This is a genomic window from Acetobacter musti (assembly GCF_011516835.1).
GTDB lineage: Bacteria > Pseudomonadota > Alphaproteobacteria > Acetobacterales > Acetobacteraceae > Acetobacter > Acetobacter musti.
Genome location: NZ_WOTB01000008.1, coordinates 131,636 through 156,339, shown reverse-complemented (window position 1 = coordinate 156,339; position 24,704 = coordinate 131,636). Strand labels below are relative to the sequence as shown.

Annotated in this window: 19 protein-coding genes, 1 tRNA gene and 1 pseudogene; 10 read left to right on the top strand and 11 right to left on the bottom strand. The window is 59.4% G+C overall.

The genetic code is table 11. The features are described 5' to 3' along the window. Positions 1 to 322: 322 nt before the first annotated feature. Positions 323 to 3,142: a UvrD-helicase domain-containing protein gene (locus tag GOB93_RS08275; protein WP_173583023.1), complete on the top strand. Its 2,820-nt coding sequence runs from the start codon at positions 323 to 325 to the stop codon at positions 3,140 to 3,142. 294 nt (positions 3,143 to 3,436) lie between these two features. On the opposite strand, the pseudogene GOB93_RS08270 reads toward GOB93_RS08275, so the two are convergent. Next, positions 3,437 to 4,140 (bottom strand): annotated as a pseudogene (locus GOB93_RS08270) (transposase); the annotation flags it as partial. A gap of 482 nt (positions 4,141 to 4,622) precedes the next feature. On the opposite strand from GOB93_RS08270, the gene GOB93_RS21490 reads away from it, so the two are divergent. Then, positions 4,623 to 4,865 (top strand): helix-turn-helix domain-containing protein, encoded by a 243-nt coding sequence (locus GOB93_RS21490; RefSeq protein WP_173583022.1) that lies wholly within the window; start codon positions 4,623 to 4,625, stop codon positions 4,863 to 4,865. Between the two features lie 99 nt (positions 4,866 to 4,964). Here GOB93_RS21490 and GOB93_RS08260 read toward each other — a convergent pair whose 3' ends face one another. Together GOB93_RS08260 and GOB93_RS08255 are read right to left on the bottom strand one after the other, a co-directional pair. After that, positions 4,965 to 6,173, bottom strand: coding sequence for a tyrosine-type recombinase/integrase (locus GOB93_RS08260; RefSeq protein ID WP_018308250.1), 1,209 nt, complete (start codon positions 6,171 to 6,173; stop codon positions 4,965 to 4,967). Positions 6,174 to 6,328: 155 nt separating this feature from the next. After that, positions 6,329 to 6,417, bottom strand: a tRNA-Ser gene (locus GOB93_RS08255). Positions 6,418 to 6,647: 230 nt separating this feature from the next. Here GOB93_RS08255 and rplU point away from each other — a divergent pair. From rplU to proB, 4 genes are all read left to right on the top strand, one after another. Further along, on the top strand, positions 6,648 to 6,962 hold the full coding sequence (rplU, locus tag GOB93_RS08250; RefSeq protein WP_173583021.1) for a 50S ribosomal protein L21: 315 nt from the start codon (positions 6,648 to 6,650) through the stop codon (positions 6,960 to 6,962). A 52-nt stretch (positions 6,963 to 7,014) separates the two neighbouring features. Then, complete coding sequence (rpmA, locus tag GOB93_RS08245) at positions 7,015 to 7,284, top strand: 50S ribosomal protein L27 (RefSeq protein ID WP_173583020.1); 270 nt, start codon at positions 7,015 to 7,017, stop codon at positions 7,282 to 7,284. Positions 7,285 to 7,402: 118 nt separating this feature from the next. Then, the gene (gene obgE, locus GOB93_RS08240; RefSeq protein WP_173583019.1) at positions 7,403 to 8,440 is read left to right on the top strand and encodes a GTPase ObgE; all 1,038 of its coding nucleotides are present in this window, start codon (positions 7,403 to 7,405) and stop codon (positions 8,438 to 8,440) included. A gap of 5 nt (positions 8,441 to 8,445) precedes the next feature. Next, entirely contained in the window at positions 8,446 to 9,561 is a 1,116-nt protein-coding gene (gene proB, locus GOB93_RS08235; protein ID WP_408742374.1) for a glutamate 5-kinase, read from the top strand. A 228-nt stretch (positions 9,562 to 9,789) separates the two neighbouring features. Here proB and GOB93_RS08230 read toward each other — a convergent pair whose 3' ends face one another. The 4 genes from GOB93_RS08230 to gatC all read right to left on the bottom strand — a co-directional run bounded on the left by GOB93_RS08230 (position 9,790) and on the right by gatC (position 15,290). Further along, positions 9,790 to 11,478 carry a putative bifunctional diguanylate cyclase/phosphodiesterase gene (locus GOB93_RS08230; protein WP_173583017.1) on the bottom strand — a complete coding sequence of 563 codons (1,689 nt, stop codon included), beginning with the start codon at positions 11,476 to 11,478 and terminating at the stop codon, positions 9,790 to 9,792. 586 nt (positions 11,479 to 12,064) lie between these two features. Further along, positions 12,065 to 13,519 (bottom strand): Asp-tRNA(Asn)/Glu-tRNA(Gln) amidotransferase subunit GatB, encoded by a 1,455-nt coding sequence (gene gatB, locus GOB93_RS08225; protein WP_173583016.1) that lies wholly within the window; start codon positions 13,517 to 13,519, stop codon positions 12,065 to 12,067. Then, entirely contained in the window at positions 13,516 to 15,000 is a 1,485-nt protein-coding gene (gene gatA, locus GOB93_RS08220) for an Asp-tRNA(Asn)/Glu-tRNA(Gln) amidotransferase subunit GatA (RefSeq protein WP_173583015.1), read from the bottom strand. The genes gatB and gatA overlap by 4 nt, the downstream gene beginning before the upstream one ends. Further along, positions 15,000 to 15,290 (bottom strand): Asp-tRNA(Asn)/Glu-tRNA(Gln) amidotransferase subunit GatC, encoded by a 291-nt coding sequence (gatC, locus tag GOB93_RS08215; RefSeq protein ID WP_173583014.1) that lies wholly within the window; start codon positions 15,288 to 15,290, stop codon positions 15,000 to 15,002. The genes gatA and gatC overlap by 1 nt, the downstream gene beginning before the upstream one ends. 73 nt (positions 15,291 to 15,363) lie before the next feature. Here gatC and ruvX point away from each other — a divergent pair, with 73 nt between their 5' ends. After that, positions 15,364 to 15,861, top strand: a complete 498-nt coding sequence (gene ruvX / locus GOB93_RS08210) for a Holliday junction resolvase RuvX (protein WP_173583040.1) — start codon at positions 15,364 to 15,366, stop codon at positions 15,859 to 15,861. Between the two features lie 174 nt (positions 15,862 to 16,035). On the opposite strand, the gene GOB93_RS08205 is transcribed toward ruvX, so the two are convergent. Next, positions 16,036 to 17,076, bottom strand: coding sequence for a hypothetical protein (locus tag GOB93_RS08205; RefSeq protein ID WP_173583013.1), 1,041 nt, complete (start codon positions 17,074 to 17,076; stop codon positions 16,036 to 16,038). After that, positions 17,073 to 18,491: a sensor domain-containing diguanylate cyclase gene (locus GOB93_RS08200; protein WP_173583012.1), complete on the bottom strand. Its 1,419-nt coding sequence runs from the start codon at positions 18,489 to 18,491 to the stop codon at positions 17,073 to 17,075. Before GOB93_RS08200 ends, GOB93_RS08205 begins: the two co-directional genes overlap by 4 nt. 207 nt (positions 18,492 to 18,698) lie before the next feature. On the opposite strand from GOB93_RS08200, the gene dapD reads away from it, so the two are divergent. Genes dapD through GOB93_RS08185 form a run of 3 tightly spaced genes read left to right on the top strand, consistent with a single transcriptional unit; the run spans position 18,699 to position 21,332 of the window. Beyond that, entirely contained in the window at positions 18,699 to 19,547 is an 849-nt protein-coding gene (gene dapD, locus GOB93_RS08195; RefSeq protein ID WP_173583011.1) for a 2,3,4,5-tetrahydropyridine-2,6-dicarboxylate N-succinyltransferase, read from the top strand. A gap of 10 nt (positions 19,548 to 19,557) precedes the next feature. Then, the gene (dapE, locus tag GOB93_RS08190; RefSeq protein ID WP_173583010.1) at positions 19,558 to 20,700 is read left to right on the top strand and encodes a succinyl-diaminopimelate desuccinylase; all 1,143 of its coding nucleotides are present in this window, start codon (positions 19,558 to 19,560) and stop codon (positions 20,698 to 20,700) included. Further along, complete coding sequence (locus GOB93_RS08185; RefSeq protein WP_338422324.1) at positions 20,697 to 21,332, top strand: hypothetical protein; 636 nt, start codon at positions 20,697 to 20,699, stop codon at positions 21,330 to 21,332. Before dapE ends, GOB93_RS08185 begins: the two co-directional genes overlap by 4 nt. Positions 21,333 to 21,483: 151 nt before the next feature. Here the strand turns inward: GOB93_RS08185 and GOB93_RS08180 are convergent, their stop codons facing one another. Next, on the bottom strand, positions 21,484 to 22,593 hold the full coding sequence (locus GOB93_RS08180) for a Gfo/Idh/MocA family protein (protein ID WP_173583009.1): 1,110 nt from the start codon (positions 22,591 to 22,593) through the stop codon (positions 21,484 to 21,486). A 948-nt stretch (positions 22,594 to 23,541) separates the two neighbouring features. Next, complete coding sequence (locus GOB93_RS08175; RefSeq protein WP_173583008.1) at positions 23,542 to 24,675, bottom strand: glycosyltransferase; 1,134 nt, start codon at positions 24,673 to 24,675, stop codon at positions 23,542 to 23,544. Between the last annotated feature and the right edge of the window lie 29 nt (positions 24,676 to 24,704).

Genomic DNA, 24,704 nt, shown 5'->3' with positions numbered 1-24,704 from the left:
TGGTATCCATACCTTCACCGCTGGCCGCTCTTGTCCTCTACGTCAAGAAAAACCGAAAATAGTCCGCTATTCGAGAAGCTTAACCGGGCATTGAATGACAAAAATGAGGCGTAAGTGGATGTAAGATGGGTGTCGAATGTCATTTCCGAAATTGACTGTGAGCTTCCCATGGAACAACGTCTGCTATTGCCAAAGAAAAGCGACAGATGCTTCTTTGAGTGCCGTAGCGCTGCTGATGCCGCATTTCTGCCTCTGGCTACTGTAGCCGTCAGCACTATCGAGGATCCTGAAAACGGATCTGCTGACAAGACTGAGGTGCAGAGTGACGTCGAGCAAGAGCCAGAGCCAGGCATGGAAGCCTTCAAAGTGGGGGCAGATCTTCACCGGCTCGCCTGAGTGGCGACTGCAACTCGAGGGGGAGGATTTTGTCCTTGTCCTTAATGGTGAAGACCATCGCACTCCGATCCGCGATGATGCGGTCATGCGTGTGCAGCCAGGTCTCTTTTGGGCAGATGTCGCGCTAAGTCCGGGAAGCGATCATGAACTGAAGGTCGACGGTCTCCCCAATGCCCAAGCTGTCGCTCTCCAGGCGGCGCTGGACAGCGTACTGAGTGAACAGAGGCTCCGTAGAGACACGGACTTCGTGCTCAAAGGTTATGCCACTATCCAGGACTGGCTGCGTCAAATAACCGGCATTCTCCAGCAAGCTGAGATCGATCGGCGCTGGATCCCCTATGAAACCCAAAGTAGTCTGCTGGCCGCATGGCCTGCTCTTGATGGCGAAACATTGGAGGCGCGTTTTCAGCAAGCTGCTGTTAAAGATCGGCTGGGTAAGAAAGGGCAGAATATTGAGACGGCTCTTAGGTTATGGAAATGCCGCTGGCAGCCGGACTGGGTGCAAATCAATGAGAAGCATACCCTGCGCGAGTTGAGCGCTTGCAAGGTATTGCTTGATAGTGTTGAGAGCCGCCCGCTTACGGAGGAGCAGGCGCGAGCGGTTATCTGTTTCGATAATCGCGTGCAGGTCGTGGCATCGGCCGGATCTGGCAAGACTTCAATCATGGTGGCAAAGGCTGCGTACGCCATCCATCGTGGGTTTATGGCTCCGCAGAATATTGTTCTGATGGCCTTCAATAAAAAGGCAGCCGAGGAACTGAAGGATCGCGCCATTCGTTCTTTTGAACGCCTCGGCATGGATGGCAATGGCGTTGAGGCCACGACGTTTCATGCGTTGGGATTAGGCATTATCGGTAAGGCGACGGGTAAGAAACCCGATGTTCCAGCCTGGGCGACTGATACCGGAGCCTCGTGCGAGAAGATCCTCGAGATTGTGGACCGCCTAAAAGATCAGTCCGATGAGTTCCGGACGCGGTGGGATATGTTTCGTATGGTCTTTGGTCGTGATCTGTCACCACCAGGTCAGCCCGTCGAGGGCGACGCCTGGGACAGAATGGGCACGGCTCTGATTAAGACTCTGGATGGCCAGCGCGTGCGCAGCCAGGAAGAGGCCATTATCTGCAACTGGCTTTTTTATAATGGTGTTCATTACGAGTACGAGCGCCCTTATGAAACGGACACGGCGGACGTAACGCATCGACAATACAAGCCTGATTTCTATTATCCAGACATTCAGCTGTATCACGAGCACTTCGCGTTGGATGCAGAGGGCAAAGCGCCGCCCCAGTTCAAGGACTACGTGGAAGGGGTGAAGTGGAAACGACAGCTCCATCACGACATGGGGACTGCGCTGATTGAAACGACTTCACATCAGGTAAGAAACGGCGGTGTTTTTGAGCATCTTGCTCATGAATTGACGTCACGTGGCGTCAAATTGGATCCCAATCCGAACCGGCCTATTCCTCAGGGTGCGATAAGGCCAATGGAAGCGATGGAGCTTGCTTACCTGGTTCGCAGCTTTATCAGTCATGCGAAAAGCAACTGCCTCAATTCTACAGATTTGCGACGTCGTCTGGATGCCATGCCAGAAGGCTCATTCAAGTATCGCCATCGCATGTTTCTGGATCTTTTTGAGCCAATCATTGCGAACTGGGATCGTGCTTTGGCTGAAGACGGCGGGGTCGATTTTGAAGACATGCTCAACATGGCAGCAGAACATGTTGAGCAGGGACGCTGCCAGGTTCCGTATGATCTGGTTATGGCGGATGAGTTCCAGGATGCGTCCCGCGCTCGTGCCCGTCTGTGTCATGCGATGGTACAGAAACCGGGACGCCACTTCTTCGCCGTTGGCGACGATTGGCAGTCGATCAACCGTTTCGCCGGAGCAGACGTGTCGGTCATGACAGACTTCGAACGCTGGTTCGATCATGGACAGCTTCTGAAGCTGGAGCAGACGTTTCGTTGCCCGCAGGCGCTGTGTGATGTCTCTAGTCATTTCGTCACTAAGAATCCGACACAGATCCGTAAGCGGGTGCATTCGGACACGCCAGCCGTCGGCCCCGTGCTCCAGGCATTCGAGGTAAGCAAAGAGCGTGAACTCGAACGAGCCGTCGGAGAATTTCTGGCCTCTCTCTACCAAGGAATATGTGCCGGACACATTCCTTTGGGGCGGCATGGTAACGTATCAGTATTTTTTCTAGGACGTTATAGGGCCGATAAACCGGAGCATCTGAGGCGCTGGAAATCTCAGTACGGCAGCAAGATTGAGCTATCTTTCGTGACGATTCACAGCTCAAAAGGCAGTGAAGCCGACTATGTCATTCTGCCATCAATGATCAGCCGTTTACGCGGCCTTAGTTTTCCAAGTACGCGGACGGATGATCCTGTACTGCAGATGGCCATGCCCTCGGGTGATAACTTTCCTCAAGGTGAAGAGCGACGGCTGTTTTATGTGGCACTGACGCGTGCTCGCCGGTCGGTGATCATGTTCACGGTTAAGGGTGAGCGCTCCACCTTTCTCGATGAACTAGTCGCTGACAAAGCGGTCACAGTGACGAATCTCCATGGGGAGAAGATTGAGGAGCAGCGATGTCCGGCATGTAAGCGAGGAGTGATTGTCACACGGACAGGACCCTTTGGTGAGTTCCAAAGCTGCTCCAACTATCCTGCGTGTGAGTATAAACCGTCCTCAAAAGATTATCCTAAAAATAGAAAAAAACTCTCTGAAATCCTCTCTCATCTGTGAGTGACGAGGTGGTTCTGGTTCTCTCCGACGCATAGAGAATTAACCGAAAGAAGATGCGGACGTTTCAGTGCGGTAGTTTTAAAATAGCGCTTGAAATCTTCAGTATGCTTCATGGTCTCGTCGGTCTCCTGATACGAACTTAAAACGCTCAGATGACCGGCACAAAACCATTACAAGTGGCGGGCTCGAAGAATCGTTGATTGAAGACCTTTCTGCCTGATTTTGGGCTTATAGTCTGGTATTGAAGGCTCTGCATGGTGATTTTTACTCTGCGTTTTAAACAGAGAGAGGGTTTCATGCTCTGGATTGCTTCGCGGCGGCGTTAATCCGCTCCAAGAGGAGAAAGCGGCGCATATTATAGACGATGTTGGCCTGCCCGATCCTCATATGGTGGCTCGAGCGATGCCTACAGTCCGGACGAACAGCCTCGTCTGTGATTTCTGATTGGCAAAGACATTCTCGACATGCGGCCGGATGACGGACTTCCCGGCATTGGAGCGTTGGGTGTGCCGGGGCATAGGTTTGGGATGCAGCTTCTTGCGATGGATTTTTGAGACAAAGCTTTGCTTTTCCATAAAGTCCTCATTGGCTTTTGAACGGAAGACTGTGTTTGCCCAGAGTGTTGAGGCTGTATTGGTTTTATCAAGCAAGCCTTCTCTCAATCGCGCACCATCACTGGCGGCGGCATCTGTCGTCTTCCATTTGCGGAGCAGACGAAATTTCCGGTCGATGGAAATATGAGATTTGTAGCCAAAGAACGGGATGGCCAAGTCTGTTGCGGGCATACTCCCGTCCTCCTTTCGTTTCGCTTTCGTGAACTTCAACGTCCAGCGCGCATGACGTTCCTTGTGGGACAGCTTGGAGGCTTGTCCTGCCTGTCCCTGTGGGATCCGTCGGATCCATCCTTCCCGCAGATCCGCCTTTTCATCGTTGGTATTGCGCTACTTTGGGGCTGCTACCAATGTTGCAGCCAGAATCTGGCCTGACATCGACAGATACGGGCGATGATCATGTTTGTGGAGAAGACGCATCCTCTCGATTCGAATCCGATTCGCGCAGAAAATGATCATTTTTACATCACTTGAATTCATGCCTTTTTTATGTGCAGTAAATAAATCATTGAAATAAAATTAGAATATTCATTTTCGTATTAGAGTAATATCGGATAACTTCAATTTATTTTATTGTTTATTTGAACATATTGAGTAATGTTTTCTCCTTTTCATATTTATATTAAAAATATGAGCGAATGTTATTTTTGAGTTCAATGGTTGGAAATTGCAAAGCCGCATATATTCACGTGTCAAGTCCAGAATATATGAAAATATACATATGAATACATGATTCTGGCAACAAGCTGAAGAATTCGGCACTATTTTTTGCTGATTATCAGGAATTTTTTCTATATTTGTGCAGATAAAAATATTTTATTGTTTTAAGTCGCGTTTTTTCGAGATATACCATTCGCATCAGAGGCGATATGCCTCGATATACTCTAATTTTTAAAGTAATTATTGGAGTATATGTTTTCTCGGAGGTAATGATGGCAGAAAATCTTCTGACAATTGCTCAGGTGTGCGAACGCGTGTCCATGTCGGCCTCTCACGTACGCAAAAGGATTAAGCTGGGAAAATTTCCAGCGGCGACGCACAGGTTGAGCACACGTATGGTGAGATGGAGCGAAAGCAGCATTAATGAATGGATTGAAAAGACGCACGAGTAGAAAAAACACTAAACTGTTGAATATAAAACAGAATAACTCATGACTCATGTGTAGAATGAAATGAATGGAAGAATTTACTCGATACGACGATCACCGACCTCACCGTTTTCTGTGTTGTAGAAGTGTCACGGCGTCGGCTGCGTCTGACATCAGAAGATCGGCCCATATCTGAGCCAGCTCCTGCCGACGTTCCATATGCAGAGCCCGGTTATACGCGGCTTCAACTCTGTTTTGATTTGAGTGTGCCAGCATAAGATCAATGACAGCTCTGTCCTGCGGATAATGCTCGTTCATGATGGACGAAAACGAAGCACGAAAACCATGTGGCACCTGTCTGCCAGCGTAGCCTGCCCGCTGCAGAAGATAACCGAGAGCGTTTTCGCTCATCGGGCGATGGGCCCACCGCGCATTAGGAAAAACAAGAGGGCCTCTGCCCGTCAGCGTAGAGACCGCATCAAGAATGTCCCGTGCCTGACGCGATAAGGGAACAACGTGCTCACGCCGCATCTTCATGCGCTCTGCTGGAATGACCCAGGTGGTTCTGTCCGCAGACACCTCATGCCAGGCCATTGCATGTACTTCACCGGGACGCACAGCAGTCAAAGCCAGAAAACGCATCGCCAGAAGCGTAACCGGATGGGCCGGGATGGCTTCGACGTCCTGGAAGAGCTGTCTTAGCGCATCAAGATCAATGAGGGCAGGTTGCCGTCCTTTCTTCAGAGGAGCCAGAGCGCCTTTGATAACGGCGGCGGGATCATGAGAACCCAGCCCATGCGCGATACCGAACAGAAAAATTGCACTTAATCTCTGTCTGATCCGGCGCGCCGTTTCCTTCGCACGCCCAGCTTCAATTTTCCTGATTGCTTCAAGGACCATCGGAGCAGTGATATCGTCCAGGTCGATGTGCCCCAGATGCGGCCAGATCAGACGCTGAAGACTCGTTCGAACGTCTTCACTATGTCGGGGTGTCCACCGGGCAGATTGAGTCTGAATCCACATTTCGCCGACATGCTGCAGCTGTCTATCAGTGCGCCTGGCTTGCGCTTGTCTCTGACGACGGGTCAGAGATGGATCACGGCCCGCCCGCAGCTCCGCGCGTGCCTGATCACGGGCGTCACGGGCCGCTGCAAGCGTCACCTCAGGGTAAGCGCCAAAAGCGAGCAGCTTTTCCCGCCCACCAAAGCGATACTTCATGCGCCACAGACGCGAGCCATTTTTCTGGACCAGAATGAACAGTCCGCCTGTATCGGCAAGCTTGTATGGCTTCTCTCGGGGTGCGAGGCGACGCAGCTGAACGTCTGTCAGCATTGATACCCCAACACCAGAAATGATACCCCCATATCTACCCCCACAATGCATGAGCTTGAAGGAACATCACAGCGCGTCATAGAGCACATAAGTGGCAGAAAACTGCCAGTCTTTCTGTGCTTGAAACGCTATAGACTGCTATGGGATATATCAACTGGCGGAGAAGGTGGGATTCGAACCCACGGTACCCATAAGGCACAACGGTTTTCGAGACCGCCCCAATCGACCACTCTGGCACCTCTCCGCACGCCTTCCGGCGTCTGAAGCGGCTTTTAGGGAAATCCGGCTCCCGGCACAAGAGAGATTTTTATCGCAGAACCGATTCTGGTTGACTGTGCGGCGGACTGCCGCGTAAAAGCGCCACTCCGCCGGCAACAGGCGGGGCAGGCTGCGTGTGCGGCCAACGAGAAAAAGCGACTGGACCTTACGCCTGCGCCAAAGCGCCGCGAGGGGCCGACAGATCGGAAAGACAGTATGTTCGCAGTTATCCGCACCGGCGGCAAACAGTATCGTGTGACGCCCAACTCCGTGCTCAAGGTCGAAAAGCTCGAAGGTGAAGCCGGTTCGACCATCACCTTCTCTGAAGTGCTCGCTGTTGGTGGCGAGGGAAGCACGACAATCGGCGCTCCGCTGGTTTCCGGCGCGACCGTGACAGCGACAGTCGTTGCTCAGGACCGCCTCCCGAAGGTCATCATCTTCAAGAAGCGTCGTCGTCAGAACAGCCGCCGCAAGAATGGTCATCGCCAGCCGGTTACCGTCCTGCGCATCAGCGAGATCAAGGCTGCCTGATCTCTTCTGACAGGAAGATCGATCACAGCCAGTTAATCCAGGAGCAAATCTCATGGCACAAAAGAAAGCAGGCGGTTCATCCCGTAACGGACGCGACAGCGCCGGCCGTCGCCTCGGTGTAAAGAAGTTCGGTGGCGAAGCCGTCATCGCCGGGAACATCATCGTTCGTCAGCGCGGCACGAAGATGCTAGCCGGTGCGAATGTTGGCATCGGTCGTGACCACACCCTGTTCGCTCTGGCCGATGGCAGCGTCCGCTTCCAGCGTCGTGGCGACAACCGCGTCCACGTCTCTGTCGACGCACTGCCAGTCGCCGCCGAGTAAGCGGCCCGGCGCGGAATTATTCCGCGTTCAGAGTATCAGACAGGGGCCGGTCCATCAGGATCGGCCCCTTTTTGTATCCCCGGCTCAACCCTGCCTGGACGGATACCGGAAAGCGACGATGAAATTTCTCGACCAGGCTAAGATTTATGTGCGCTCGGGTGACGGCGGTGACGGCGTCACGGCTTTCCGTCGCGAGAAATACATCGAGTTCGGTGGCCCTGACGGCGGTAACGGTGGCAGAGGCGGAGACATCATTTTTGAGGCTGTCCCGAATCTGAACACGCTGATCGACTTTCGCTACACACAGCATTTCCGCGCCCGGAAGGGCGGCAATGGCGCCGGATCGGACCGGACCGGTGCAGCGGCAGATCCTGTAGTGATTCAGGTGCCCATCGGCACGCAGATCATGGATGACGATCGGGAAACGCTGCTGGCCGATCTCGATAAAGCGGGCATGCGCGTTACGCTCTGCCGGGGCGGTGACGGCGGCCACGGCAACGCGCATTTCAAGACCAGCACGAACAGAGCGCCGCGCCGCTCCGATAAGGGCTGGCCGGGAGAAGAGCGCTGGGTCTGGCTGCGTCTGAAACTGATCGCAGATGTGGGGCTCGTCGGTCTGCCGAATGCCGGGAAATCGACTTTCCTGTCCGTCGTATCGGCGGCGCGCCCGAAGATCGCGGATTATCCGTTTACAACGCTGCATCCGCAACTCGGTGTCGTGCGGCTGTCGGTCACCGAGGATTTCGTGATCGCGGATATTCCGGGGCTGATCGAGGGCGCGCATGAGGGCACAGGGCTCGGAACACGGTTCCTGGGGCATGTCGAGCGATGCGCGGTTCTGCTGCATCTGATCGACGGTTCGGCCGGGGATGTCGTGGAAGCCTGGCGGACAATCCGTCATGAACTGGCGGAGTATGGCGGCGGCCTTGCGGACAAGCCGGAGATCGTTGTGCTGAACAAGGCAGACGCGATGTCGCCGCAGCAGATTTCCGGGCGTAAACGGGCGCTGGAAAAGGCATCCGGAGCGCCGGTGATGGTCATTTCCGCAGTGGCGCGGCAGGGCGTGACCGAAGTGTTGCGGGCTTTGTTCGAACATGTGGTCGAAGCGCGGGCGGAGCGTGCGGCGGAAACGCAGCAGGCTGACGACGAGGCATGACGGGAATGGTTCCGGATCTCGCCTCGGCGCGTCGGGTTGTCGTGAAGATCGGCAGCGCGCTGCTGGTCGATCCGGAGCGCGCGGCCCCCCGCGAGGCCTGGCTTGCCGGGGTGGCGGACGATATCGCTGCGTTACGGGCGGCCGGGACAGAGGTTGTGCTGGTCTCGTCCGGGGCAATTGCGCTGGCCCGGCATTCTCTGGGGCTGACGCGGCGGGCGCTGCGGCTGGAAGAAAAGCAGGCCGCCGCCGCCGTAGGACAGATTCGGCTGGCGCAGGCCTGGAGCGCGGTTCTGTCCGAGCGCGGGCTGACGGCGGCGCAGCTGCTGCTGACGCCGGACGACACGGAGGATCGCAGGCGGTATCTCAACGCACGGGCGACGCTGGATACGTTGCTGGGGCTGGGATGTATTCCGGTCATCAACGAAAATGACACCGTGGCGACGACAGAGATCCGGTTCGGCGACAATGACCGTCTGGCTGCCCGCGTCGCACAGATGATTGACGCGGATCAGCTGATCCTGCTCTCGGATATTGATGGTCTGTATACGGCCGATCCGCGGACGGACCCGGAGGCGGCGCATATCCCGGTGGTGGAGACGCTGACGGCCGAAATCGATGCGATGGGCGGGGCGCCTCCGCCGGGATATTCCTCAGGCGGGATGCGGACAAAACTTGTGGCGGCGCATATCGCGACCGGGTCGGGCTGTGCCATGGCGATCGCGCTCGGCAAGCGCGAGCATCCGCTGGCGGCTTTGCGGGACGGCGCACGATGCACGTGGTTCCTGCCCGGGGCGGACAGCCGTTCGGCGCGCAAGCGGTGGATTGCCGGAGGACTGACACCGGCCGGCGAGATCATCGTCGATGCCGGAGCGGCGCGAGCCCTGGCGCAGGGAGGCTCATTGCTGGCAGCCGGCGTCGTCGGGGTGACGGGGGAATTCGAGCGCGGCGATCTGGTGCGGGTCATCGACCGGGACGGCGAGGAACTGGGGCGCGGGCTGTGCGGCTATGCGGCTGACGAGGCCCGCCGGATTGCCGGGCGGCGCTCGGAAGAGTTCGAGGCAGTCCTTGGCTGGCACGGACGCGACGAGCTGATCCATCGGGACGATCTGGTGCTTCTCTGAAGGCAGCGCTGTCGTCGGGAAATGTACCTGGCCTGACGGAGTTTCCCGAAGAGGCGGGAGTGGAACGAAATGCCGGTGGCAATCTGTTCGTGCAGGCGAACAGGCGATGGACTGATGGTGATCGGTCTGGTGCCGGCGGCGGTGTTCAGCGGATGGGATTTACACCCTTCCGATGTCTTTACGAAATCAGCAAAGATTTTCGGAAGATGCGGGCGTAAGTAAGCCTGTTCAGGCTGCCTCTCGCTGCTGTCGGAGAAGACGGTTGATTTCATCGACGCGGGTGGCGTCCGCCTTGCCAGGAGCGGGACGTCTGATGAGATATCCCTGGATCTCGCTGCAGCCTTCTTCGGTCACTCTGGCGAGATGTTCGGCAGTCTCCACGCCCTCCGCGACTGTGGTGACACCGAGGCGACGTCCCAGATCGGCGACGGCCTTGACGACGGCGGCACAGTCCGGGCGCGTCACGGCATCGCGGACGAAGGTTCCGTCGATTTTGATCTTGTCGAACGGATAGGCGCGCAGATGTGCCAGCGAGGAATAGCCGGTGCCGAAATCGTCAAGGGCAATACGGACACCGAGTTTTCGCAGCCGCCCGAAATCACCGATGACATCGTGCTCTCCCGAGAGCAGGGCGGTCTCCGTGACCTCGATTTCGAGCCGGTCAGGCTGAAGACCCGTTTCCATGAGCGCCTCGCGAACGTTTTCAGTCAGCATCCCGTTGCCAAACTGGGCGGCGGAAACATTGACGGCGACGCGGGCGCCGTCTTCCCATTTTGCGGCGTCGGCGCAGGCGCGGTGCAGCACGAAGCGGCCGAGCGGTTCGATCAGGCCGCTTTCTTCCGCCACGGGAATGAACTCGACCGGTGAGATCCAGCCCCGATCCGGGTGGTACCAGCGCAGCAGGGCTTCCCGCGCAGTCACTTTCCGTGTCCGGATATCGACGATCGGCTGATAGAAAACAAACAGATCGTCCATGGTCTGAAGCGCGGCGCGGAGATCGGCTTTCAGATACTCACGATCGCGGATGCGCTCACCCATAACAGGTTCGAACACGACATATTTCCCCTTGCCGGCTGCCTTTGCGACATAGAGGGCGATGTCCGCGCGGGACAGAAGCTGTTCGACAGTGTTTCCGTGAGACGGGGAATAAGCAATGCCGATCGAGGTTCCGATCTGCATATTGGCGTGGTCGCCGAAACTGTATGGCGCGCCGAGTGAGGCGACCAGCTCCGCAGCAAGGCTTTCGGCCTGATACGGATCGTCGCCGGGCAGCAGAACGGCGAATTCGTCGCCGCCGATCCGGCCGATTTTTGCCTCTGCCGGGCCGCAGACCATTCGCAGCCGCTCGGCTACGGTTCTGAGAACCGCGTCGCCGACGCTATGTCCTCTTGTATCGTTGATGGTTTTGAAACCATCGAGATCGAGGAAAAATATCGTCATTGGCTGCCCCGCGTGTTCCAGGCCGGCCTCGATCCATTCCTGGAAGGTGTTGCGGTTCGCAAGGCCCGTCAGCGTATCGTACTGCGCGAGACGGAGGATGCGTTCTTCAGCGGCGACTTCACGGGTGACGATCGCCCAGGTCAGCATCGGCCCCAGGAAGCTGCCGTCATCGGCTGTAATGGCGGTGACATTCAGGTCCAGGGACTCCGGACCGAGCCGGATGCGGGCATTGTGGGGCAGGTTCGCGGGATCGGAGATCAGGCGGCGCTGGTGTTCGGGATGTCTGTGGAAAACGTCGATCGACGAGCCGACGAGGTTGTCGGCTTTGAGAGGCAGGAGATGCTCGATCTGACGGATCAGATTCTTCGATGTCTCATTGGCATAGGTGATCGTGAAGTTTTCCGGGTCTACGGTCATCACGGCGACCGGCATGTTGTCGATCATCCGCAGGAGACGGGAGACGTCACGCGCTTCCATTAACGGGTTGCCCTAAAGACCGTGTGACGGATCATGGCACGAAGCCCTGACCGGAGAGTCTGTCGGGACTGCTGACGCTGGCGGGATATCCTGGACCAGAGAAGGCGGTTTTCGAAGTGCGGCTGTGTCTGCATATCGGGTCCCGGTTTCTCCGCTTCGATCTCGCATGACGGATCGATACCGAAACAGAGTCCCGGTCTGTCCTGCCTGCCTTCTGATATGGCAAACCGGCCTTTCTTATTGATTAACGGAAGGTGGCAGATCCTGTCGGATGGCGCCGGGACGCGCGACTGGTGGCTGCTCATATCCGGTCAGGAACCTGGCAGGCGTCTGTGGCCGCCGGCATGCCGGTGACTGACGGGCTCGCCAGATTGTCTCCCGGAGCGGATTCCGGGACGGGTTTTTTGCGTTGATGTATTATGCAGACAAGAGACAAAGCAGGGCTCTGCCCCGTAATCGCAAGGGGTCGCCCCCATCATCCATTTAATTTAACAAACCGGGATCAAAGGGACTGCGTTTCTTTGCGGAGTTCGGGACAGCGCCCCGAAATAAGCCCGGGACTGTGACCGCCCGGGCTCCGGCATATTCAGCCGTGGATTTTCTTTTTCAGAATCTCGTTGACCATGGCCGGATTGGCCTTGCCCTGCGTGGCTTTCATAACCTGACCAACGAAGAAGCCAAAGAGCTTGTCCTTGCCGCCGAGATACTGCTCAAGTTTGTCGGCGTTCTTTGTAAGGACCTCGTCGGCGGCTTTTTCGATGGCGCCGGTGTCGGTGACCTGACGCAGACCCTTGCGCTCGACGATCTCCAGTGGAGCCTCGCCGGTCTCGAACATCGTTTCCAGCACCTCCTTAGCGATTTTGCCGTTGATGGTGCCGTCAGCGATCAGGTCGAGCATGGCGCCCAGCTTATCGGCACCGACCGGACTTTCCTCAATGGATTTGCCGGTGCGGTTGAGGGCGGCGAAGAAGTCCCCGGTCATCCAGGCGGCGGCGGATTTACCGTCACGGCCTTTAGCCACGGTTTCATAGAAATCCGCGATGGCCTGTTCAGCGACAAGGACGCCGGCATCGTAAGCGGTGATGCCGTATTCCTTCTGCAGCCGGGCGCGTTTCTCGTCTGGCAACTCGGGAAGGCATGCTTTGAGCTGATCGACCCAGCTCTGCTCAATGACCAGCGGGAGCAGGTCGGGGTCGGGGAAGTAGCGGTAATCGTGCGCGTCTTCCTTGGAGCGGAGTGAGCGGGTTTCACCACGGCCGGGATCGAAGAGGCGGGTTTCCTGATCGACCTCGCCGCCGGATTCCCAGATTTCGACCTGACGCGCGGCCTCGATTTCGATGGCCTGGGTGACGAAGCGGATGGAGTTGACGTTCTTGATTTCGCAGCGGGTGCGGAACGGCTCGCCGGCCTTGCGGACGGAGACGTTGACGTCAGCGCGCATGGAGCCTTCATCCATGTTGCCGTCGCATGTGCCGAGATAACGCAGGATCTGACGCAGTTTCCGCAGATAGGCGCCTGCTTCCTCGGGGGTGCGGATGTCAGGTTCGCTGACGATTTCCATCAGAGCCACGCCGGCGCGGTTGAGGTCCACGAAGGAGCGCTTCGGGTCCTGATCGTGCATCAGCTTGCCGGCGTCCTGTTCAAGATGCAGGCGGGTGATGCCGATTTCGCGGGTGCTGCCGTCGGAGAGTTCGATCTCGATTTTGCCTTCCCCGATAATGGGATGGGCGAACTGGCTGATCTGATAGCCCTGCGGCAGATCGGCGTAGAAATAGTTCTTCCGGTCGAAACGGCTTTCCAGATTGATGCGGGCCTTCAGACCAAGACCCGTGCGCACGGCCTGAGCGACGCATCCCCTGTTGATGACCGGCAGCATGCCGGGAAAGCCCGCGTCGATGAGGCTGACATGCGTGTTCGGTTCGCCGCCGAACAGAGTGGACGCGCCGGAGAACAGCTTGGAGTTGCTGATGACCTGCGCATGGACCTCAAGCCCGACGACGATTTCCCATGGGCCGGTGCTGCCTTCGATTACGTAGCTCATGCGGCTGCTCCTGCGCGCAGATCGGGCCGGGCGGAGAAGGCGGCGGCTTTCTCCAGCGCGGCGCCGGCGGCGATGAGGGTTTCTTCGTCGAAATGGCGGCCGATCAGCTGGAGACCAAGCGGCAGTCCGCGGCTGTCGAGCGCGACAGGTACGGACATGGCCGGCTGCCCGGCCATGCTGGCCGGAACGGTGAAGATGTCGTTGAGATACATCTGCACCGGGTCTTCAGGCTTTTCGTCGCGTCCAAAGGCGGCGGTAGGGGCTGTCGGGGTGAGCAGCACGTCCACTTTTTCGAAGGCGCTGGTGAAGTCACGCCGGATCAGAGTGCGGACCTTCTGAGCTTTCAGATAATAGGCGTCATAATAGCCGGCCGAGAGGACGTAGGTCCCGACGAGGATACGACGACGGACCTCCTCGCCGAAGCCGTCATGACGGGTCTTTTCGTAAAGATCGTCAAGACTGGCGGCCCCTTCGGCGCGGACGCCGAAACGGACCCCGTCATAGCGGGCGAGGTTGGAGGAACATTCAGCCGGAGCGATGATATAATAGGTCGCGAGGCCGTATTTCGTGTGCGGCAGGGAGACATCGACAATTTCGCAGCCGGCGTCGCGGAGCATATCGATGCCCTTCTGCCAGACGGCAAGAAGTTCCGCAGACATGCCTTCCGGGCGGTATTCGGCCGGGATGCCGACGCGCAGGCCCTTAAGGCTGCGGGTTGTGGCGGCGCGGTAATCCGGAACGGCGAGATCGGCGCTGGTGCTGTCTTTCGGGTCATGGCCAGCCATGGCCTGCAGCATGATGGCGGCATCCTCGACGGTGCGGGTCATCGGTCCCGCCTGGTCGAGCGAGCTGGCGAAAGCAATGGTGCCCCACCGGCTGCAGCGGCCGTAAGTGGGTTTCAGACCGACGATGCCGCAATACGCGGCGGGCTGACGGATGGAACCGCCGGTGTCAGTGCCGGTCGCACCCATGGCGATATGGGCGGCGACGGCGGCGGCCGACCCGCCGGAAGAGCCACCGGGGACGAGAACAGACGCATCGCCGGTGCGATGCCAGGGGTTTTCGACTTCACCAAAGGCAGAGGTGAGGTTGGCCGAGCCCATGGCGAATTCGTCGAGATTGGTTTTGCCGAGGAATACGGCACCGTTTTTCAGCAGATTTGCCGTGACAGTGCTTTCATAGGGCGGGACGAAATTGCCGAGGATGCGGCTGGCGGCGGTGGTTTTCACGCCTTCCGTGCAGAACAGATCCTTGATGCCGAGCGGAATACCGGTCAGCGTCGGGGCATCACCGGCGGCAAGAGCTTTGTCGGCCTGTGCGGCGGCGGCTTCGGCCTTATCGGCAGTGACGGTGATATAGGCGTTCAGGCGCTCATTGAGCTGACCGATTGCACCGGTATGCGCTTTCGTCAGTTCAGCGGCGGAGAAGTCGCGCCTGCGGAGGCCTTCGGCGGCCTGGGCGATTGTCAGATCTGTCAGCATCACTCGACCACCTTCGGGACGGTAAAGAAAGGACCGGCGCGGTCGGGCGCGTTCGACAGCACTTTTTCCTGACAGTCGCCGTCCGTTACGATGTCCTCGCGTTGCGGGAGGGCAGCGTTCATGCTGGTGCCGACCATGGGAGGCACACCTTCGACCTCGACCTCATTAAGGATTTCGATCCAGCCGAGGATGCCGCCGAGCTGGGTGCGGACGGCTTCCGTTTCCTGGTCATCGAGCCCGATCCGGGCCAGTCTGGCTATGCGTCTCGTGGTCGCGGGATCGAGCGACATGAAGCAAAATCTCTCAGGTCAGAGGAAAAAAAGAGCTGGCGTTGCCACCGGCGGCGCAACATACCCTCAGGCCATGGCACTGTTCAACATAGCGGAGCTGATGGCTGACCTGGGTCCGGGTCAGCGGCTGCTCGGAATCGATCCCGGCGCGAAGAGCGTCGGACTGGCTCTCTCGGATGTCATGCGGATGGTGGCATCTCCGTACGGGGTTCTGAAACGGGAAAAACTTTCGGTGATGGCGGTGAAGATCGACGCGATCATCCGGGAGCATGGCGTCGCCGGTCTTGTGGTGGGGCTGCCGCTATCGCTTGACGGGCAGTTCGGACCTGCGGCGCAGGCTGCGCGGGACTGGGCGGTATCATTGTCGGAGATGGTGAAGGTTCCGGTGACGATGTGGGACGAACGGCTGTCCTCGTCCGCCGTCAACCGGGCGCTGATCGGGGAGGCTGATCTGTCCCGGAAGAAGCGGGCGGATGTAGTCGACAAAATGGCCGCAGCCTATATGCTGCAGGGAGCGCTGGACCGGTTCGCGGTCTCTTCCTCGCCGTCATGGTTCAGTGAGGAAGAGTAGGGGCCTCTCTGCTCATTCTGGATTGTATATTTTGTGAAGCGGATGGGGCGGGTTTTCGGGGCTTTGCCCTGAGCCCCACAAAGGGACACGGTCCCTTTGATCCCGGGTTGCTAAGCAATGGAGGATGAAGGGCAGACTCCTGTCCAGACATCCTTAAATTTGCGGAGGAGCGCGTCAGGCGGCGACGGCCAGGCATTTATCGCGCAGGAAATCCAGCTGCCAGTTCATTTCGCGCGGGGTTAGGGCGTATTCACCGTCCGGGGCTGGCAGAATGGCGCGGGTCGGTGGAATGAGCGCCAGGTGAATCTGCAGCGCCGATGTCAGGGACGCGGGCAGGCCGAGTTTCCAGCCGAGGGCCGTGATGGCGCGGGCATTGCGTCCGGTGATGGCTTCCCGGGCGAGAGTGGCAGAACAGCCGGGCAGGCGCGACAGGATGCCGATCATGGCTTCGACGTCGTTGTCGTGCAAGGCGCGTTTCGCAGCCTCGACATTGTCATCGGAGGCCTCGGGCGACACAGCCGGGTCTTTCGGAGCTGCTGTTGTGACCTCGGATGCGGCTGAAAGCTCGAAAGACAGCTCTTTCTCGATTTTCATCCGCACAGGTGGCACGAGGCTGGCGCAGCGTTCTCTGACGAGGGCTTTCACTGTCACGGTGCAGGCGTAATCAAGTACGCCGGGGTGCGCAGGCTGGCGTTCCATTTCGTCGAGTGCCGGTTCAATCCGGGTGATTTCGCGGGTCGAGAGCGTTGCCAGCATGGCCTCCGAGCAGGAACTGACCGGCACAGGAGACATTCTGGCGCCTTCCTCACGGCGGTGCAGTTCGTCGCTGAGCATGGCGTCATCGATTTCGGTCATCAGCCGCGTGACGACCACCGGAGATTCCGAGAGGGATCCGACGATGGCGATGGCCAGCGCTTCCCCGGCCGCATCGGCAATGACGCGCTGGGTGCGTTGCCAGTTTTCCGTCAGAAGCTGTTCGAGCGTTCCCTGAAGGGATGTGAAAAGAGCATTGATCCGGGATGTGCTGAGATCAGGTCTCCGGTCCCGGATACGCTCTTTCAGCGGCTCCCACGCGGAAGAGGAGACCTGGCCCGGAAGCGTGGATTTTCTGACGCGGGTTCTGATGCGGGCGGCCTCTCCGGGCGTGGCGGGCACGGAGGACAATGAACGGGTGGGGAGAACCTGAAAGAATTTGGGATTGGCTGAGGATGTCATGGTGAGGACTCTTCCAGGGAGGTGTGCCAGCGGGCGCCTCCGGCAAGTTTCACGCTGCGCATGGCGAGACTTGCGCGGTCGATGAGGGATTCGACTCCTTCTCCGGTTTCCCAGTTGCGGGCTGCGAGACCGACCGAGAACGTCAGGGTGACGGGCTCGGAGAGGAAAATGGCGGCGCCCTGCTGACAGAAGGTTTCGGCGCGTTCGGCGGCGACAAAATGGTCCGCGCCGTCGAGCCAGAGACCGAATATGTCTCCGCCCAGCCGACCGGCGAGATCGGTCGGGCGGATGGCGTCGCGAAGATAGGTCGCGACCTGCTGGAGCGCGCTGTCACCGGCTTCGAAACCAAAGCGGGCGTTGATGTCCGAGAACCGGTCGAGACCGATGACGAGCAACGTTCCGGAGAGGCGCTCGCGGTCGAGCCGGGGCAGGCGCCGGGTGATCTCGGTGATCATGCCGTTGCGGTTCAGCATTCCGGTCAGCGGATCGAAGCGGGCGTTGCGGGCAAGCGCCCGGTTGAGCGCGCCCAGTTCTAGCGCGGAGGCGAAGGTGGCCAGAGCGGCGTCGGCGAGACTGGCGTCATCCTGGCTCCAGACACCGAGGCCGGCGCGCCACAGGGCCATGGAGGCCGGAGCGTTGTAGCGCACGCGGCTGCGGCAGATGATCACGTCATGCCCGTCGATCTGCATGAACCGGGGCTCGAAGGCCGTGCCGTCATTAGGCTCGCGCAGTCGCGCTTCGATTTCCGCTTCGAACGGAGTGATTTCGCCTTCGATGCGATGGACGAGATCTCCCTCGTCTTCTTCGGAAAACTCTGTTTCGCCTTCGGGCGTCTCGGAGATCAGAATCCCGCCGGCAGCGCCAAGCAGGGCCGCGAGTTCCTCGAAGGCGGGAGGAATGCCGAGCCGGGACAGAGCGCGGGAACGCATCGTGGTGGTGATGCGCCGGATGATTTCGCTGTGGAGGCGCGCGACGGACAGATCCGCATTCGTGTTCGCCTCGTCCGATACGTCGATTCCAAGGCCGCGCACGCCGGCGTGCTGGCCGGTGGGGGACTGCAGCGGTGTCGCGTAGATGAGCAGACAGGCGAAGCTTCCGTCAGCCCGTTTGATCCAGCAGCGGCGTCCACGTATGACGGTATGGGTGCGGAACGGGCTGGGACCGGGGGCGGCGTCCACGAAGGGAAGGAGACGGTTGCTGTTTTCGCCGATCAGCTCATGATCGGGCCAGCCGAGCGCGGAGCCGGCCTCGAAGAAGGTGAATTCCCCTTCGGCATCGGTTTCGAAGATGAGATCCGCGACCAGCTGCGTCAGGCTTTTCCACCGTTTGCGGCTGGCCAGAAGGGCGTCCATGAGTTCGCCACCACTCTCGGGTGGATTCGAATCCGGAACGGAGGAGGATGGCATCGTGTTCATGTCGGAGCCATTTCACCCCTGAATGGTTTCCGTCCCGTTAAAAACCTCTGCTCTGTTAAAGTCCTCTGCGTTGACAGGAGGGGACACGATCAGCATGGTCCCGCACAACGATGTGTCCGCGGACCGTGGCGGGGCGGCATGACACAGCCAGTTTGGGTAACCGGTCCGGGCAGCCAGCCTGGCAGACAGTTTTGAATGTGGAAGACGATGAGCGAAGATAAACTTCAGTCCCGGATCGAGGCGCTCTGGGAGGCGCGGGCTTCTGTTTCTCCGGCGACGTCGGGCGAGGACCGCGCCGCGATCGGGGCCGCGCTTGAAGCTCTCGATTCCGGCAGGCTGCGCGTCGCTGAGCCGTCCGGGTCCGGCTGGCATGTGCATGAATGGCTGAAGAAGGCCGTCCTGCTTTCGTTCCGTCTGTTCGACAACGTGGTGATGGAGGCCGGGGCTGCGGGTGCGCCGGCCTTTGATAAGGTTCCGCTGAAATTTGCCGGCTGGGATGCGGCGCGGTTCGCCTCTGCCGGGTTCCGGGCAGTTCCGGGCGCGGTGGTGCGTCGCTCGGCATTTATTGCGCCGGGCGTGGTGCTGATGCCGAGCTTTGTGAATGTCGGCGCGCGCGTGGACAGCGGCACGATGATCGACACCTGGTCGACGGTCGGCAGCTGCGCGCAGATCGGGAAGAACTGCCATATCAGCGGGGGGGTGGGGATTGGCGGCGTGCTGGAGCCGTTGCAGGCGGCGCCGGTGATCATCGAGGACAACTGCTTTATCGGGGCGCGGTCCGAAGTGGCTGAGGGCGTGGTTGTCGAGACCGGAGCCGTGCTCTCGATGGGCGTGTTTCTGGGGGCTTCGACGAAGATCGTGGACCGGACGACGGGTGAGATTCATGTCGGGCGTGTGCCGGCATATTCGGTGGTCGTGCCGGGAACGCTGCCGCCGAAGACGCCGGTGAACGAACACGGGCAGCCGAACCCGTCCCTGTCCTGCGCGGTGATCGTCAAGCGTGTGGATGAGCGCACCCGCTCGAAGACCTCGATCAACGATCTGCTGCGCGACTGATCGCCATCTGATGTCCGGTCCGCTCAATGTTACCGATCTTGCCGCCGATCTGATCCGTCACCCGTCGGTGAGTCCGGACCCCGGTGAGTCCCAGCTTGCTCTGGGCGCCATACTGAGCGCGATGGGCTTTACCGTGACGCATCTTCCGTTCGGGGAGGGAGCGGAGCGTACGCCGAATCTGTTTGCACGGCTGGGCACGGGTGCACCGCATCTCTGTTTTGCCGGGCATACGGATGTGGTGCCGCCGGGCAGCGCCGGCTGGACGCACGGGCCTTATGCCGGGGAGGTGGCGGACGGCCGGCTCTACGGGCGCGGGGCCTGTGACATGAAAGGTGGCATCGCCGCTTTCGTCGCGGCGGTGTCGGCTTTTCTGGCGGATCATCCGGAGCCGCGCGGGTCGATCAGCCTGCTCATCACCGGTGACGAGGAGGGGCCTGCCCGGTTCGGCACGCTGAAGGTGCTGGAGTGGATGCAGGCGCATGACCAGATCCCGGATTTCTGCGTGGTGGGTGAGCCGACCAATCCGACGCAGATGGGTGAGGTCATCAAGATCGGGCGGCGTGGCAGCATCAATGCCCGGATCACGGTGAACGGGCGGCAGGGGCATGTCGCCTATCCACACCGGGCCGATAATCCGGTACACCGGCTGCTGCGGATTCTGAATGCGCTCACCACGGAGCCGCTCGACAGCGGATCGGAGTGGTTCGAGCCGTCGAGTCTGCAGGTGACGAGCATTGATGTCGGAAACCCCGCCACCAATGTCATTCCGGCGCGGGCTTCAGCCGCGCTGAACATCCGGTTTAACGAACTGCATACGGGAGCGGCGCTGGCGGGGTGGATCAGCACGATCTGCCAGCGTTATGCGCCGGGCGCTGTTGTGGAGACGCAGATCAGCGGCGAATCTTTTGTCACGAAGCCGGGGCCGGAAGTCGATGCGCTGGCGACGGCGGTCCGGACGGTGACCGGGCGTGAGCCACGTCTGGACACAGGCGGCGGCACGTCCGATGCGCGGTTTATTGCTCTGTACTGCCCCGTAGCCGAGTTCGGACTGGTGGGGACGAGCATGCATCAGGTGGACGAGCATGTATCTGTCGACGATCTGCGGGCGCTGACCCTGATTTATGAAGACCTGCTGAAAAGGATGGTGGCGTGAGCAGCACCCGGCCGGACGAAACACCGGATCCGAAATCCATTGTTCAGGGAATGGCGCTGCTGGCCTGCGGGCGGGCGGAGGGGATCAGCCGGTTTCGCGGAACGGTAAACGCCTTCCTCGCGGCTCTGGCACCGGGAATTGCCTATAATGTCGTCATTTTCTTTCTGGCATTGCTGCAGAAGGACACCATTGTCGGCCTGATCCGGGTTGAGCTGTCGCTCTGTGCGTTTCTGGCGCTGCCGGTGATTTCGTATGCCTTCGCGAAGCGGTGGAACCGGGAGGAGCGGTGGCTGCGCTATGCGACAGCGTCGGCCTGGAGCCAGTGGACGTCGCTGTTCGTGTTTGTGATGGTCATGGCGATCAGTGCGCTTGTGCTTCCCGGGCTGGCGAATCGTCCGGGGTTTGACCGGGCGGTGATGATGGCCTCGCAGCTTTATGATCTGTGGCTCGGCATGTTCATCGCGCGCTGCGGTCTGGAGATCAGCCGGTGGCGGGCAGCACTGCTTTATGGTTCGACGGCGCTGTTCGTGCTGATCTGCTACACAGTGGCGACCTTGCTGCCGCCGCATCATTCCTATCTCTCGGAAATTCTGCTGGCGGATTTCGGCGCCCACGACAGGATGTCCGGCTGAGGCAGATTTCCCGTGACCGAGCGGCGAATCCGAGGAGAGGACCAGAGTCCTGCCCGGACAGGCGTGAAGCGGCGGGCGATAAGGGCGGGCCGCCGGTCTGTGCCCGGTCTGGCTGCATTCCGTTCAGGCTGAGTCTGGTCCCGGTGACGGTTCAGGGTGACTGAGGAACGATGCTGATCATCTCGTCCGGTGCGGGCTCTTTTACAGGCGGAAAGTCGCGGGCCTGGGAGAGTTCAGGACGTTTCCTGCGTGCAGCCGGAGGCAGGATCTGTTCCTGACCGGTGGCGAGGGCGCGTTCGATGGCTTCCAGAACACGCATGTCCATCAGTCCTTCCTCGCCATCCGGTTCCGGGTTTGTGTTGTTCAGGATGCAGTCGCTGAAATACCCGATTTCGCCGCCGAACTGTTCCGTAGGCTTATGAGAGAAGGTCCTGGTGCCTTCTTCCGTGGTGACGGTGTAACTGATGCCGGTATCCGGGCCGAACATGAAGCAGGGCGAGGCACGGACGGAGGCCCGCGTGCCCGCGAGGCGAATTTCCTCGACCGGCGCGCAGGTATAGCTGACGGTGAAGCTGGCGAGGCCGTGCCCTTCAAAACGAAGAGTGACGGCGACGGTGTCGTCAAAACTGAAGCCGCGTCCGGGCGTTCTGAAACCGTGCGCTGACACGCCGACGGGTTCGCGTCCCATGAGATTGCGCAGGGCGTTCAGCGGATAGGTGCCTAGGTCGGGAACGGGGCCGGACCAGTAGCCTGAGTGGCCGCGATGGTTGGCCTCGGCGAAGTTCTGGCCAAAGGAGGCGCTGAAAAACAGGATGTCGCCGAACTCGCCTTTCCGGCTGCGGTCGATCATCTCCAGCGTGCCGGGCTCGCAGTGGAGGCGGTAGGCGATCATCAGTTTGCCACCGCCTTTCTTCTGTGCCGCAATGATGGCCTCGGCGTCTTTCATGCTCCCTGCCATGGCTTTTTCCAGGAGCAGGTTTTTGCCACCTTCGAGGATGGGGATGGCATGCTTCGGATGCAGCGCGTTCGGGGTTGCGAGATAGAAGGCGTCGATCTCGTCAGAAGCGATCAGGCGAGGCAGATCATCGTAATGATACGCGGGGATGTTGTACTGTGCGGCGAGCCTGTCGGCTTTCACGGGATCGCCCGTGACGAGCGCGGCGAGAGTGGCGTTTTTCGCACGGGAGATGCCGGGCATGAAGGCCTGCTGTGAGATCTGGCCGCCCCCTACGACAGCGAAACGAATTTTCCTGTCAGTCATGCTTTCTCTCCACTGTTGCTCCGGAAGTAACGGGGGAGTGTGCGATCCGTTTCAGAAAAAGGATTTTCCCGACCGGTTCGGTGGACAGACTGACGGCTCTGCTGGGTTTTTGTGACGGAGCAGGATGTATAGAAATTCAGGCACAGCATCATGAGATGAATTTTCCGGTTCTTCATGAATGATCCTGACAAAGGAATAATATTTTCGAAGTATCGTAACAGATGCCGGGGGTGACATTCGTTTACGGTCGGTCTGGTCAGGGAGTTCCGGGAATCCGTTTGTGTGGAAGATGTTGTGAGAGGGACAGACTGATCTGTCTGGTCACGGCTCTGCCTTTTGTATGGCGTCGGGACGCGGAGCCGGGCCACGCAGCCAGATAGTTTAGGTGTCGCCGTCTGTGACCATGAGTCCCTCTCTCCATCCCATAAGGAGACGGTCGGCCAGGATGAGAAGGACGGCTCTGGAGGCGCACCAGAAGGGCAGCAGCGTAGCTCAGATCAGAAAGACAGATAGGCAGCGAGGAGGCCCGGCCGTACAGGACCGGAAGACCGCGCTGCCGGTCGCTGATTCGGCCGGCAAAGAGGTGGGTGGCCAGTGTGGTGAGAGACTGAACGCCTATGATCCGACCAGTTGACGACGCGTTTCTGAAATACGGTGTTTGTCTCTTTCGTGCCCGGCCCAGGGTGAAGGAGAGATTTTTCTTTTATATATTCTGGACAGAGAGTGCAGGGCCTCCCTGCATTCTTTAATTTAACAGACCGTGATTAAAGGGACTGCATCCCTTTGCGGGGTTCGGGCAGAGCTCCCCGGAACTCTGCTCCGCATATTTGCAAAGTATACAAAGAGCTTTTCAGAGCTTTGCCTGATATCGCAACGAGACGAGATCTCGCTCGTTCCGTTTAACGGTGTGAAGAGGTCCATACCCTCCTGCCGGATGCAGGGCGGAGATTAAAAAAATCCTGTCCTGCGCGGCGTATTTTCGAGCAAATCCGCAGTTTCTTTGAGAACGGTTTTTTCGCTGAAGCGTTGCAGAGCCGTGAAGCGGCCCTGTTTTCCCATGGCATGGCGCAGGGCGCTGTCAGCGACGAGACGGGAAAGAGCTTCGGCGAGGGGTGCCGCCTGACCTGGCGGGACGAGCAGTCCGGTTTTGCCGGGGACGACCTGTTCGCGGGGACCCCTGATGCTGGTCGCCACGACAGGAAGACCGGTCAGCATCGCTTCGATGATCGACATAGGCAGACCTTCGAAATGGCTGGGCAGGGTAAAAATATCCGCGGCTGCAAGAAGAGCGGGGATGTCGGTGCGGTAGCCGGTCAGGCGGAGACGGGAGCCGAGCTGAGCGGCCGCACGATCGAAAGCGGGGCGCAGCGACTCTCCGTGATCGCTGGCCAGGCGTTCCCCCACGATCCAGAGTTCCGCACCGGGAACCGATTCCATGGCCTCAAGCAGTTCAGGGTAGCCTTTATGGCGCACCAGGCGTGAGACGGCGATGATGACGACACGGTCTCCAGGCACGCCCATCGCGGCCCGGATACGGGTCCGGGCGGCGGGATCGGGGGCGAAAATACCCGGATCACGGCCGTTGCCGACGGGGTGCGGGTGGCGATGGATATGCAGGCGCCCGGCATCCTGCGCCTCCTCGCGGGAGACAGTGAGATAGGTGTCGGTGATGCGTCCGGCGGCGCGTTCCAGCATCAGCGCAATGGCACGGCGCAGGCGGGAGCCGGGCTGGTTGAACAGGAAGCCGTGGCAGGTATAGGCGATGCGGGGCACGCCGCAGAGCTTTGCGGCGAAGCGCGCCAGCAGCCCGCTGATTGGCATATGGGCGTGGACGAGATCGGGCCGTTCGCGGCGGATCAGGCGTATGAGGGCAATGAAGGCCCGGAACTGGGCGATGGGGGAGAGCGAGCGGGCCATGGGGACGGTGACGACGCGGAAGCCTTCCTCGCGGACATCGTCGAGAAGCGGGCCGTCCGCGCAGACGCCGGTGACTTCGTGGCCGCGTGCGCGCAGTTCGCGCATGAGGGGCAGCAGGAAATGGCGCAGCGAGAAATCGACGTTGGTGACTTCGAGAATCTTCACGCTACTGCTCTGAGTGCGAACTTTCTGAT

Excerpts from the sequence above, each read along its gene's own strand:
- GOB93_RS21490 (WP_173583022.1), top strand. The coding sequence starts at position 4,623 with ATGCCTCGATATACTCTAATTTTTAAAGTAATTATTGGAGTATATGTT.
- GOB93_RS08260 (WP_018308250.1), bottom strand. The coding sequence starts at position 6,173 with ATGCTGACAGACGTTCAGCTGCGTCGCCTCGCACCCCGAGAGAAGCCA.
- rplU (WP_173583021.1), top strand. The coding sequence starts at position 6,648 with ATGTTCGCAGTTATCCGCACCGGCGGCAAACAGTATCGTGTGACGCCC.
- rpmA (WP_173583020.1), top strand. The coding sequence starts at position 7,015 with ATGGCACAAAAGAAAGCAGGCGGTTCATCCCGTAACGGACGCGACAGC.
- obgE (WP_173583019.1), top strand. The coding sequence starts at position 7,403 with ATGAAATTTCTCGACCAGGCTAAGATTTATGTGCGCTCGGGTGACGGC.
- proB (WP_408742374.1), top strand. The coding sequence starts at position 8,446 with ATGGTTCCGGATCTCGCCTCGGCGCGTCGGGTTGTCGTGAAGATCGGC.
- GOB93_RS08230 (WP_173583017.1), bottom strand. The coding sequence starts at position 11,478 with ATGGAAGCGCGTGACGTCTCCCGTCTCCTGCGGATGATCGACAACATG.
- gatB (WP_173583016.1), bottom strand. The coding sequence starts at position 13,519 with ATGAGCTACGTAATCGAAGGCAGCACCGGCCCATGGGAAATCGTCGTC.
- gatA (WP_173583015.1), bottom strand. The coding sequence starts at position 15,000 with ATGCTGACAGATCTGACAATCGCCCAGGCCGCCGAAGGCCTCCGCAGG.
- gatC (WP_173583014.1), bottom strand. The coding sequence starts at position 15,290 with ATGTCGCTCGATCCCGCGACCACGAGACGCATAGCCAGACTGGCCCGG.
- ruvX (WP_173583040.1), top strand. The coding sequence starts at position 15,364 with ATGGCACTGTTCAACATAGCGGAGCTGATGGCTGACCTGGGTCCGGGT.
- GOB93_RS08205 (WP_173583013.1), bottom strand. The coding sequence starts at position 17,076 with ATGACATCCTCAGCCAATCCCAAATTCTTTCAGGTTCTCCCCACCCGT.
- GOB93_RS08200 (WP_173583012.1), bottom strand. The coding sequence starts at position 18,491 with ATGAACACGATGCCATCCTCCTCCGTTCCGGATTCGAATCCACCCGAG.
- dapD (WP_173583011.1), top strand. The coding sequence starts at position 18,699 with ATGAGCGAAGATAAACTTCAGTCCCGGATCGAGGCGCTCTGGGAGGCG.
- dapE (WP_173583010.1), top strand. The coding sequence starts at position 19,558 with ATGTCCGGTCCGCTCAATGTTACCGATCTTGCCGCCGATCTGATCCGT.
- GOB93_RS08180 (WP_173583009.1), bottom strand. The coding sequence starts at position 22,593 with ATGACTGACAGGAAAATTCGTTTCGCTGTCGTAGGGGGCGGCCAGATC.